We start from the raw sequence: 12,202 nt of genomic DNA, 5'->3' as shown, positions 1-12,202 counted from the left end.
TAAAAAGATGTTGGATTTTTTATCCAATTATCATAACATCGCCCTGCTATGGGAGATAAAGCGCTAGGGCATGGGACGATGCGAATGATCGGCGCCGGCGAGATCGCCGGAGCGCTGCCGTTTGAGGCGCTCGTCGATCATCTGGCCGTAGCGTTGCTACAGCCCGCAGCCGCGCCTCTGCGCCTTGGCGTATCGCGCGGCATGGGCCGCGAACTGCTTGTCATGCCGGCAATGTCCGACCGTTATGCCGGGGTGAAGGTGCTGACGGTCACGGCGGACAACGGATCGAACGGGCTGCCGGTCATCGGCGGGCTGTTCATCTTCATCGACGCCCGGACCGGCGAGACGCGCGCGATCATGGATGCCGAGGAACTGACCGCGCGCCGCACCGCCGCGGTCTCGGCGCTTGCGGCGCGCGCGCTCGCGAAGCCCGAGGCACGGCGGCTGCTCCTTCTGGGAACCGGCCATCTCGCGCCCTATCTCGCCGAGGCCCATGCGACCGTCCGGCCGGTCGATACGATCGAGGTCTGGGGCCGTTCGCCCGACAAGGCGGCGCGGACCGCAGCGGAGATCGAACGACGGCTGCCGGCAGCCAAAGTGACGATTGCCAACGACCTCGCGGCGACCGCACGGCGCGCCGACATCATTTCGGCGGCGACGCGTTCCACCGAACCGCTCATCCGCGGCGAATGGGTCGGGCCGGGCACCCATGTCGATCTCGTCGGCGGCTATCGCCCCGACATGCGCGAGATCGACGACGAAGGCGTTCGCCAGTCGGCGATCTATGTCGATACGATCGAGGGCGCCCTGACCGAGGCCGGTGATCTTCGCACCCCCCTCGACAAAGGGGTGATCGGGCTCGACGCGATACGCGGCGATATCAGGGCCCTCGTCACGCACCCGCTTTCGCTGCCCGATGGCACCCGCACCCTGTTCAAATCGGTCGGCACCGCGCTTGCCGATCTCGCCGCCGCCGAGCTGGTCTGGGAAAAATTGCGTGACGGCTAGCTCGACCATCGTCGTCGGTGCGGGCATCGTGGGGCTGGCAACGGCAATCGAAGCGCAACGCCGCGGCGACCGGGTGACGCTGTTCGATGAAGCCGATCCGGGCACGGGTTGCTCTTTCGGCAATGCCGGGATCATCGCGGCATCGGAAATCTTTCCGCTGATCACGCCGGGACGCATCGCCAGCCTGCCGCGAATGCTGCTGGCCCGCGATGCGCCTGCGGTCGTCCGCGCATCATCGCTACCGCACCTCCTGCCGTGGATGGCGCGCGCGGCAACGACGCTGTCAGCGCAACGGCAGGAAAGAATCACGGGGGCGATCGCCGCGCTCAACAATCGCTCGGTCGCCGCATGGCGCGACCTGCTGGGTCATTGCGGCCGACGCGACCAGTTGCGCGAAAAGGGCATGATCCGGCTGATCCGCGATCCACGCGACCGGGCCGAGCTCGAAGACGTCGGGGCACGCCTCGCACGTCACGGGCTGCCGTCGCGCCTGCTCGGCCGGGAAGAGCTGCTGGCGCTCGAACCCGCGCTGGGCAAGGCGGCGGTCGGCGGCCTGCTCCACGAGAGCGACGCCGACATCGGCGAACCGCTCGCGCTCAGCCGGACGTTGCTGGCGCATTTTCACGCCGCAGGCGGGACGCTGATACGGCAACGCGCCATGGCGATCGGGTCGGGCGAAACATCCGCCGAACTGATTACCGAAGCGGGAAAGCACTCCGCCGACCGGATCATGATCACGGCGGGCCTCGCATCGGATGCGCTGCTGCGGCCGCTCGGCGCGACCGTCCCCTTGCAGGCCGAACGCGGCTATCATCTCGCCTTGCCCGGCCTTGGCCGCCTTCTCGACCGGCCGGTTACCTTCCAGCGCGAATCCTGCGTGGCGACGCCGATGGGCGATACGCTCCGGCTGGCCGGTACGGTCGAGTTCGCCGACGCGGGGGGGCGGCCCGACTGGCGGCGGGCGCATTCTCTGGCGGCATATGCCGGCCGCTACTTCGACGATTTTCACCCCGCACCGGATGCCCAAGTCTGGATAGGGAGCCGCCCGTCGCTGCCCGACTCGCTCCCCGCCATCTGCCGCCTCGCCGCGATGCCACGGATCGGATATGCGTTCGGGCACCAGCATCTCGGCATCACGCAGGCGGCGGTTTCGGCAAAGCTGCTCTGCGGCATCATGGCCGGCGAAGCGCCGTTCGATCCCGCGCCTTACGACCTCGCCCGCTTCTGACGCGTCAGGAGCCGATCCACGGCAGCGTCGTCCCGATATCCATCTGGTCGTTGACGCGGTAGCGTCTGGGGAAGAAACCGGTCGCCGCCAGCGTCCCGGCATCGATCCGGCCCAGCGCGCGATCGAGGTCCGCGAGATCCTTCATGGTCAGCCAGGGCGCGGCATAGCCTTCGTTCCGGCGGCAGCAATGCGCTGCCCACAGCCGGGTTTCGGGTGGTAGTTCCTTCAACAGCCGCTGCGCCGTTTGCCGGTAGTCGGCCCGGTTCGCCCCGGGCAGGAAGGCGTAAAGCATCGTCGGATAGATGAAATCGCCGGTGAACAGCCGGCCCCCGGCCGCATCGTAAAGCGACACCGATTGCGGCGTATGCCCCGGCGTCGACAACAGGCGCAGCGTCCGCCCGCCAAGATCGATGGTCGCGCCGGGCTTGATCCATTCGGCCACCTCGAACGTCGGCGTCTTCAGACCGTCGAACATGCCGAGGAACTGATAACGGCCGGGGCTGAAACGGTTTCCGGCGATGTCGGCGCGGGTCGACGGCAGATCGACAATCGCAACACGGTCGCCCGCGCCGATGCCCGCGAGATGATCATAGTGCAGGTGCGACGGCAATATGGTCACTGGCCGGTCGGTCAGGCCCTTGACGACCGGGCGCATGTCGCGCGTACCCGAGCCCGCGTCGAACAGCAGGGCGCGCTTGTCGCCGACGATCAGATAGGAATAATTCGCCTGATAATAGCGCGGCTCGCCGATCGCATAAACGCCCTCACCCAATTCCTCGACCGCGAAATAGTCGCCGACCATCCGGCCCTTGGCGATCCTGGCAGGTTCGGGCGACATCGCCGTCGCCGGGTCGTTCAGCAGCGGCCAGCTTTCGACGTAGAGATAGGGTGCGAACCGCGCGGCCGCGACCCCCGCGAGGGCCATCACCGCAAGCGACACCAGGAGACCGCGACGCTTCATTCATACCCCCAGCAAGAAAAGGCCCCGCCCTTGCGGGCGAGGCCTATCGGATCAGAAGCTTTTCGTGAAGCGGAGGCCAATGCGCCGCGGCGGCGCGACGGAGGTCGAGAAACGGCGGAAATAGACGGTATTGCCGCCGGCATTGACCACATTCTGGTTATAGAGCGCCGAATCGCGGACGCCGACCTCTGCATATTCGTTGAAGATATTGTCGGCATAGAGCGTGACCGAATAGCCGTCGTCCTTGTTGACAATCCCGATCCGCGCATAGCTGATCGAATAGGACGGCAGCGTCAGGCTCCCGCCCCTGCCGCCGGTCGTGGAGAGCACATTCCCCGAGAAGGTCGTGCTCCAGCCCATGTCGAGATCGAGCGCGTTGCTGACCGGCGTGGTGTAGGACAACGACACGCTGCCGCGGTGCTTGGCCGATCCGGGCAGGCGGTCGCCCTTCTGGCCGTCGATGTAGACGGTATCGAAGCCCGGCGGTGCGATGGTCGCGATCAGGTCGGGCGACAATTCGTCGAGCTGCGCATCGGTATAGGCATAGCTACCCCGCAGGCGAAGCCCCTCGGCGAGCCGTGCATCGAGGCTGAGTTCGAGGCCCTTGCTCGACGCGCCATTGCCGTTGACGGTGATGCCGACCTGCCCGATCTGCGTCGACGAGCGGACCTGCACATCCTTCCAGTCGACATAGAAAAGCGAACCGTTGAGCGTCAGGCGCCGGTCGAAAAGTTCGGTTTTGAGCCCGATCTCGTAATTGGTCGTCGTATCGGGCGTATAGGCGAGTTCGTTCGGCTGGCCGCATACGAAGACGTCGACAGGCAGCGGCGTCGGGCATGGCGATATGCCGTTGGAATTGCCGCCGCGATAACCCTGGCTGATCGTCAGATAGCCGAGCACGTCGGGCGAGAATTTATACGACATGTTGAACTTGCCGAGCACGCCGTCGTCCTTCTGCCCGCCCGGGGTCGCCGGGAAAAACACCGGACCCGAAGGCGGAACCGGGCCGAAGGCGAACTGGGCCGAGGTGACGAGGTCATATTTATAATAGCGGCCGCCGACCGTGACGTTGAGCGCATCAGTGACATCATAGGAAAGCTCGCCGAAAACGGCATATTCCTCGCGCTTGCGCAGGTCGAGCGAGATATAGTCGCGCAGGTCGCCGACATAGAATCCGGGGATCAACTCGGCATAGTCGATGCGCTGCTTATATTTGTTGTAGAAGCCGCCGACCGTCCAGTTGAACGGGCCGTCGCCGCTCGAAACGAGGCGAAGCTCCTGATTGATCCGCTCTTCCTTGACGCGTTCGTCGGTGTAATCGACGAGCGGATCGAAGTTTTCGTATCCAAAACCGAGCTGGATCGCGAGGTCGGTCTGATCGCGCTGCGCCCGCGAACGATAGTCCGAATAGCTCGACGCCGAGGTCAGGGTCGCGAAACCGAGGTCGAAACTCGCCTCCAGCGCCACCAGCTGGTTGTCGCGCTTCGACGGTTCCTCGACCCGCAGCGCCGATTCATATTTGCCGACGGTGACGGGCAAATTGGTGAGGCGCGCCGACGACGACTGGCGGCCGCCGCTGTCCTGGAACTGGAAATAATAGGTGAGATTCAGATCGACGGCGGCCGACGGCTGCCAGCGCGCCGCGACGCGGCCCGACCAGGCGTCCTCATAGTTCACATCCTTGACGCGCCGGAAATTCGCCTCGCGTTCGGCCGGCGTGGCCAGCGCATTCGGCAGCGACACCCCGGGCGTCTGCACGACGAAAGGCTGGTCGATGAAACCCGAATCCTCGAGCCGGTCGAGCGACGCGCGGATCGCGAAGGTCGGCGCGATGGGGATGTTGATCGTCGCCCCGGCATCGAAGCTCGCCGAACCTGCGGCGTCATATTTATAGACGTCGCCCCGCACATCGAGGGAGAAGGCGTCGAATTGCGGGCGGCGCGGAATATAGCGGATTGCGCCCCCCAGCGTACCGGCACCGTACAGCGTGCCCTGCGGCCCGAGCAGCACTTCGATCCGCTCCATATCGTTGAGTTTCAGCTCGACGAAAACCGGCGTTTCGCCGAGGTAGGTTGCGACCGTGCCGCCGCCGTCGTTCGCGACATCATTATTACCCAGCGGTTCGGCGTTGAGCCCACGCACGATGATCTGGCTTGCGCCGCGCGAGCCCTGATCGATGATGGTGATCCCGGGCACCGCACGCGTCGCTTCGGAGATCGAGCTCAACCCCTCGCGCTCGAGCTGGTCGCCCGTCACCGCGGCAATGTTGATCGGCGTATCCTGAACCGTGGTCTCGCGCCGCGTCGCGGTAACGACGATCTCGTCCGTATCTTCGGCGGCGGCGCCCTGCGCCATGGCTTCGGCCGGTGCCAGCACCGACAACAGGACGCCGGCGGCGGCGCTCCCCATCAGTCCGATGCGGACGGTGCGGCAGTTCGTGGTGCGCAGTCTTGACATGACAATCCCCCAATGGCTAACAGTCGATCTGCATTTAGGACATTTTATCCAATTTTGAAATGAAAAAATTCCTCCGCCGGATTTTTGGCGGTGCAGCGCCGGGAAAACCGGTCAAACAGGAAGGCGCGCGCGGCGCGGCTCGGGTGGGAGAAGGCAGATGTCGACTCGGCGGGAATTTCTGAAAACGGGCGCCGCGCTGGTCGCGGCGGGCGGCATCGCGGCGGCTCCCGACGCGGCGGCTGCGATGCCCGCGCATTCCGATATGACGCCCGCGCCCGATTTCGCGGAAGCGCTGAGGGCCGCCGTCGATGCGCATCGCATCACCGGTGCCTCCTTCGCCTATTGGGACGGCAGCACGCTGCACAGCGCGGTCGCGGGACTCCGCAACAGCGTGGCGGGGGATCCGGTGACGCCCGATACGCTGATGCACGTCGGGTCGATCACCAAAGTCGCCAATGCGACGCTGGTGATGCAACTCGTCGACGACGGGCTGATCGAACTCGACGACCCGGTGCTGAAACATATCCCAGAGCTACGCACCCGCGACATGGAGGCGCTCGGCCGCGTGACGTGCAAGATGCTGATCAATCACACGAGCGGCATCGACGGCGAATGGCTGCCCGAATATGGCCCCGACCAGGAACGCATCGTCGACACGATCGACCGCTGCGCCGGTCTCGGCCAGCTCTTCACGCCGGGCACCGAGACATCGTACAACAATGTCGCGACGGTGATCGCCGGCTATCTGTCGCAGAAGCTGCGCGGCGCGAGCTGGTACACGCTCGTCAGGAAACGCATCTATGAGCCGCTCGGCATGGCGCATGCGCTGGTCGATCCGCTGGATGTCCCGCGCTTCCGGACCAGCATCGGCGACCTCACTGATTACACGACCGGCAAGATGTTCCAGACGAAGCGGCCCTTCCTGGCGCCCAGCTTTGCTCCGGCCGGCGCGACGCAGATGACCACCTCGACCGACCTCGTCGATTTCGCCCGCGCGCTGATCGGCGGCGGGGTGGGAACCAACGGCACGCGCATCCTGTCGGAGGCATCGGCCCAGGCGATGACCACCAAGACGAGCGAATATGTCGCCATGGGCGCCGAATCGCACGGTTATGGCCTCGGCTGGAGCATCCAGCCCGGCGGCCTCGTCAGTCATGGCGGCGGCGGTCCCGGGGTGCGGTCGATGCTCGTCGCGCATCCGGCAACCGGCCGCGTGGCGGCGCTGCTGACCAATTGCGACCGCGGCGACGCGCTGATGGTCGCCTTTCTCGACCCGATCACGCGCGGCTGGACAGGCCTTCAGCCCCCTGCCCCGCCCCGACGCAGCAACAAGCGCATCGACCCGGCGCGCTATGCCGGAACTTACGAGAACAACGCCGACCGCTATGTGATCGCCGCCGAGGCCGGCGCGCTCACGCTGCGAACCTATGACAAGATCGGCACCTACGACAATTCGGACATGGAAAAGCCGGCGCTCAAACTGGTGTCGCTGGGCGACGACCTGTTCGAACGACCCTCGCCCTTTGCGGGGGTCAAGCCGGGGCTGCTCCGCTTCGTTAAGCCGGGAGGGGATGGCAAGACCCGCTTCCTCGCGGACGGAGGGCGGCTCCTTGCGCGCGCCGGCTGATCCCGGCCGCCGCGCCGTCCTGAGCGGCGCGCTCGCGGCAGGGGCGGCGCTCGGTCTCCCCGGCAGCGCGTTCGCCAAGCCAAAGCCGGCGGGACAGCGGATCGTCGTCAATGGCCTCGATCCGTCGGCGCGCTCGCCCGAATTTCTCGCAATGCTCAGAAAGGGCGGCGTCGATTGCTGGCACCAGAGCGTCGGCGACGATTTCGCGTCCTTTGCCAGCCTGTTCCGCTTCTTCGACGATTACAAGGCCGAGATTGGCCAGGCACGCAGCGTGCGCGACATCCGGCGCCTCAAGGCCGAAGGGCGCCTCTCGCATATCGCGGGCTGGCAGTCGGCCGGCGGGTTGGTCGTGGGCGGCGAACCTCAACCCGGCAACCTGCGCGCCTATCGGGAGGTTGGTCTGCGCATTTGCGGCATATCCTACAATCTTGCCGACCCGTTCGGGGGGGGCTGCCTCGAACCCGACGCCGGGCTGAGCCGCGCCGGGCACCGGCTGGTCGAGGCGATCCACAAGGAAAATCTCGTCCTCGACATCGCCGGGCACACGAACGAGAAAACCTCCTTCGCGGCGCTCGCCATCTCGTCGGGGGTTCCTGTCATCTGCAGCCACACCAATGTGCGCGCACTCAACGACAATCCGCGCTGCACGACCGACGCGATGTTCGAGGCGATCGCCAAAACAGGCGGCGTCGTCGGTGTCACCGCGTTCAGCGATTTCCACGTCCGCAAGGCGAGCGACGCGAAGATCGTCCGCTCGCCGCAAGCAAGCCTCGGCCAGCATCTCGATCAATATGACTATCTGAAACGGCTGATCGGCGTCGACCATATCGGCCTCGGCCCCGATTTCCTCGAGGGCCGCAACAACGACGTCGGACCGCTGACCCCGGCCGACGTGATCCTGATGGCCGCCGAGGCCTATACGCAGGAATTGCCGTGGGATTATGTGAAGGGCTTCGAGAATATCGGCGAGCTGCCGAATGTCGTGGCGGGACTGGCGCAGCGCGGCTGGACCGACGAAGAACTGCGCAAACTGACCGGCGACAACTGGCTGCGCGTCTATGAAGCGGTGTGGGGAGAATAGGCGATGGGCGCAGAAGCGACAGCGCCGGCGGCGGCTTCGAAACGGCAGGTGGCGGGCGTCTGCCTCGGCAATGCGATCGAATTCTATGATTTCGTCACCTATGCCTATTTCGCGGCGCAGATCGGGCGGACCTTTTTCCCGTCGGACACGCCGGGGCTCAGCCTGCTCGCGTCGCTCGCGACCTTCGGCGTCGGCTTTCTGACCCGGCCGCTCGGCGCCATCCTGCTCGGACGCTTCGCCGACCGGGTGGGCCGCAAGCCGGCGATGCTCGTCTCTTTCGGGCTGATGGGCTTCGCGTCGCTCGCGCTGCCGCTCATTCCGTCCTACGCCGCGATCGGTGTCGCCGCGCCGGTGATGGTGGTGCTCTGCCGCCTGATCCAGGGCTTTGCGGTCGGCGGCGAGGTCGGCGCCGCGACCGCCTTTCTGATGGAAGCGGCCCCGGCGAACCGACGCGGCCTCTACACCTCGCTCCAGGCGATGAGCGCCGATCTCTCGGCCCTGACCGCGGGCACGATCGGACTGCTTCTCTCCACCCTGATGAGCGACGCGATGCTCGACGCATGGGGCTGGCGCATCGCGCTGTTGCTCGGTGCGGTCATCATCCCGATCGGCCTCGTCCTGCGCCGCACCCTCGTCGAAACGCTTCATCCCGAAGCCGCGGCCGAGCCGGTGGAAATCGCCGTCAGCTATCGCCGTATCGCGATTGCAGGTGTGTGCCTTGTCGCCGCTGCGACGACGACCAATTACCTGCTCAAATATATGACCACCTACGCCAGCGCCACACTGGGGATGACGACGCAGTTCGCCTTCGGCGCCACGGTTGTCGTGGGCCTGTGCGGCGCGATCTGTGCACCGCTGGCGGGGTCGCTGTCGGATCGCATCGGGCGCAAGCCGGTGATGCTGGTGCCGTGGATCGCGCTGGCGCTTGCGGTCTTTCCCTGTTTCGAGCTTCTCGAACAGCAACGGACGGCAACTGCGCTCTATGCCGCCTGCGCGATCCTCGCGATCTGTTCGACCTTCGCTTCGTCGGTCTTCTTCGTCGTGATCGCGGAGTCGTTGCCGCAGCGGGTGCGCTCGGGCGCGCTCGGCCTGATCTATGCCCTCGCGGTTTCGGTTTTCGGCGGATCGGCGCAATTCACCGTCGCCTGGCTGACCCAGTTGACCGGTAGCCCGATGACCCCCGCCTGGTATATGATCGGCGGCGTGATCGTCGGCCTGATCGCGATGTACAGCATTCCCGAAACCGCGCCGGTCAAACGCGCGGCGCGCCTCGCGCATGGCAAGGAGCCGGTCGCATGAGCCTGTCGATCACCCATCTGATCCTTGCCGCGCTGGCCATTGCCGCCCTGTGGTTCGCCCTCCGCTGGTGGCAGCTCGAACGGCGCGTGGTCGATGCGCCGCCTGCCGGGCGCCGGCCCGGACCGGTCGATGTCGCGATCGGTTTCGTCGCCAATTTCTTCGACACGTTGGGGGTCGGCTCCTTCGCCTCGACCACCGCCGCCTTCAAGCTGACGGGCCGGGTCGCCGACGAGAAGATTCCCGGCACGCTCAACGTCGGCCATGCGCTGCCGACGATCGCACAGGCGCTGATCTTCATCGCGATCGTCTCGGTCGAGCCGGCGACGCTCGTCGGCATGATCGTCGCCGCGGTGGCAGGCGCCTGGCTGGGCGTCGGCTTCGTCGCACGCCTGCCGCGGCGCGCGATCCAGATCGGCATGGGGATCGCCCTGCTCTGCGCCTCGGCGCTGTTCCTCGTCACCCTGCTCGGCCTCATGCCCGGCGGCGGGGTTGCCGAGGGGCTCCACGGCGGCCGGCTGGCCTTTGCCATCGGTGCCAGCTTCGTGCTCGGGGCGCTGATGATGCTCGGCGTCGGTCTTTATGCGCCATGCCTGATCCTCGTCAGCCTGCTCGGCATGAATCCGCTTGTCGCCTTTCCAATCATGATGGGGTCCTGCGCCTTTCTGATGCCGGTGGGCGGGGCACGCTTCGTCGCGAGCGGACGCTACAGCCTGCGCGCGGCGCTGGGGCTGGCGATCGGCGGCATACCCGCCGTCCTGATCGCCGCCTATCTCGTCAAGTCGCTGCCGCTCGACTGGCTGCGCTGGCTGGTCATCGTCGTCGCGACCTATGCGGCGATCAGCATGCTGTGGTCGGCGCGCCGCGATGCGGCGTCCGACGCCGCTTAACCTCAGCTCACAAAATCGAAACAGGAGGGCCGCGATGCGCGACCATGGGACATTCTATATCGACGGCGCCTGGGTGGCGTCCGCTGAACCGCGGTCGATCGACGTCATCGATCCCGCGACCGAACAGGTGGCGGGCCGTGTCGCCGAAGCCGGCGGCGCCGATGTCGACCGAGCCGTCGCGGCGGCAAGGCGCGCCTTCGCGACCTGGAGCGTCACGACCCGCGCAGAACGGCTGGCGCTGCTGACCCGGATCGTCGAGGAATACCGGCGGCGCGAGGCCGATATCGCGGCGGCAATCACCCTCGAAATGGGCGCCCCCGCCGCGCTGGCTGCGGGCGGACAGACGAAAAGCGGGCTGTCGCATTTCGAGGCCGCGATCACGGTGCTCGCCGATTATGTCTTTGAGGAACAGCGCGGTACGACCCGCATCCGCAAGGAAGCGATCGGGGTCTGCGGGCTGATCACGCCGTGGAACTGGCCGATGAACCAGGTCGCGTGCAAGGTCGCGCCGGCGCTCGCCACGGGTTGCACGATCGTCCTCAAGCCGTCGGAGGTCGCCCCCTTCTCCGCCGTCGTCTTTGCCGAGATTCTCGATGCCGCGGGGGTTCCGCCCGGGGTCTTCAACCTCGTCAACGGCGCCGCCGACACCGGCGCGGCGATTGCCTCGCATCGCGATGTCGACATGGTGTCCTTCACCGGATCGACGCGCGGCGGGGTGGCGGTCGCCATGGCCGCGGCGCCCACGGTCAAGCGGGTTGCGCAGGAACTTGGCGGCAAATCGCCGATCATCCTCTTCCCCGGTGCCGACTTTCCAAAGGCCATCGCTGCGGGGGTCCGCCATGTGATGAACAATTCAGGGCAGTCGTGCAACGCACCGACCCGCATGCTGGTCCCCACCGCCCGCATGGACGAGGCCGTCGCGCTCGTGCGCGAAGAGACCGCGAAGGTGACGGTCGGCAGCCCCGCGAGCGACGCCGTCATCGGCCCCGTCGTCTCGGAGTTGCAGTGGCAGCGCATCCAGCAGTTGATCGAAAAGGGCATCGCCGAGGGCGCAACGCTGGTCGCGGGCGGCCCTGGCAAACCCGATGGTCTGGAGACCGGCTATTATGTCCGTCCGACCGTTTTCGCCGACGTCACCTCCGACATGACGATCGCGCGCGAGGAGATCTTCGGTCCCGTTCTGTCGATCATCGGCTATAACGATGCCGACGATGCCGTGCGTATCGCCAACGACACCGATTATGGCCTCGCGGCCTATCTGTGGGGCGGCGACGGCGACGACCTGCCCGGCATCGCCGCGCGCATCCGTGCCGGACGGATTTCGATCAACGGATCGGCCGGCGACATCCTCGCGCCGTTCGGCGGTTACAAGATGAGCGGCAACGGCCGCGAATGGGGCGAGTTCGGCTTCGACGAATTCGTCGAATTGAAAGCGGTGCTCGGCGGCTAGATCTGGCTGGAGGGGGACTGTGGGGGGCGGCTCTTAACCTAACCCCCACGTCGCTAAATGACTCGAACCAAGCCGGCCACCGATCCGGACCCGAACTAAACGCACGCGCCGGATGGCCATGAATAGCGCCGCTGCCGCATTCTTAGCATATTACCCCTGCCGCGCCTAAGAAAATCGCGTGCCGGCAGCGTCGAATCGAGCCGA

At 66.2% G+C, this 12,202-nt stretch carries 9 protein-coding genes; 7 read left to right on the top strand and 2 right to left on the bottom strand.

Features of this window, described 5'->3' with window-relative positions:
- Positions 1-78: 78 nt before the first annotated feature.
- Positions 79-1,008, top strand: a complete 930-nt coding sequence (locus tag V6U71_RS07500; protein ID WP_411341662.1) for an ornithine cyclodeaminase family protein — start codon at positions 79-81, stop codon at positions 1,006-1,008.
- The gene (locus tag V6U71_RS07495; RefSeq protein ID WP_411341661.1) at positions 998-2,236 is read left to right on the top strand and encodes an NAD(P)/FAD-dependent oxidoreductase; all 1,239 of its coding nucleotides are present in this window, start codon (positions 998-1,000) and stop codon (positions 2,234-2,236) included. The genes V6U71_RS07500 and V6U71_RS07495 overlap by 11 nt, the downstream gene beginning before the upstream one ends.
- Positions 2,237-2,240: 4 nt before the next feature.
- Here V6U71_RS07495 and V6U71_RS07490 read toward each other — a convergent pair whose 3' ends face one another.
- Together V6U71_RS07490 and V6U71_RS07485 are read right to left on the bottom strand one after the other, a co-directional pair.
- Positions 2,241-3,197 (bottom strand): MBL fold metallo-hydrolase, encoded by a 957-nt coding sequence (locus V6U71_RS07490; protein ID WP_411341660.1) that lies wholly within the window; start codon positions 3,195-3,197, stop codon positions 2,241-2,243.
- Between the two features lie 51 nt (positions 3,198-3,248).
- On the bottom strand, positions 3,249-5,654 hold the full coding sequence (locus tag V6U71_RS07485; RefSeq protein WP_411341659.1) for a TonB-dependent receptor: 2,406 nt from the start codon (positions 5,652-5,654) through the stop codon (positions 3,249-3,251).
- Positions 5,655-5,811: 157 nt separating this feature from the next.
- On the opposite strand from V6U71_RS07485, the gene V6U71_RS07480 reads away from it, so the two are divergent.
- The 5 genes from V6U71_RS07480 to V6U71_RS07460 are packed head-to-tail and all read left to right on the top strand — an operon-like array spanning position 5,812 to position 11,998.
- Positions 5,812-7,281, top strand: a complete 1,470-nt coding sequence (locus V6U71_RS07480) for a serine hydrolase domain-containing protein (RefSeq protein WP_411341658.1) — start codon at positions 5,812-5,814, stop codon at positions 7,279-7,281.
- On the top strand, positions 7,265-8,362 hold the full coding sequence (locus tag V6U71_RS07475; RefSeq protein ID WP_411341657.1) for a dipeptidase: 1,098 nt from the start codon (positions 7,265-7,267) through the stop codon (positions 8,360-8,362). Before V6U71_RS07480 ends, V6U71_RS07475 begins: the two co-directional genes overlap by 17 nt.
- Positions 8,363-8,365: 3 nt before the next feature.
- Positions 8,366-9,661, top strand: coding sequence for an MFS transporter (locus V6U71_RS07470; protein ID WP_411341656.1), 1,296 nt, complete (start codon positions 8,366-8,368; stop codon positions 9,659-9,661).
- Positions 9,658-10,548 carry a TSUP family transporter gene (locus V6U71_RS07465; protein ID WP_411341655.1) on the top strand — a complete coding sequence of 297 codons (891 nt, stop codon included), beginning with the start codon at positions 9,658-9,660 and terminating at the stop codon, positions 10,546-10,548. The genes V6U71_RS07470 and V6U71_RS07465 overlap by 4 nt, the downstream gene beginning before the upstream one ends.
- 34 nt (positions 10,549-10,582) lie before the next feature.
- Entirely contained in the window at positions 10,583-11,998 is a 1,416-nt protein-coding gene (locus tag V6U71_RS07460) for an aldehyde dehydrogenase family protein (RefSeq protein WP_411341654.1), read from the top strand.
- Positions 11,999-12,202 lie beyond the last annotated feature (204 nt).

The organism is Sphingopyxis sp. J-6 (assembly GCF_046603995.1).
GTDB lineage: Bacteria > Pseudomonadota > Alphaproteobacteria > Sphingomonadales > Sphingomonadaceae > Sphingopyxis.
The sequence above is the reverse complement of the archived record's forward strand: the minus strand, read 5'-3'. Positions and strand labels throughout refer to the sequence as shown.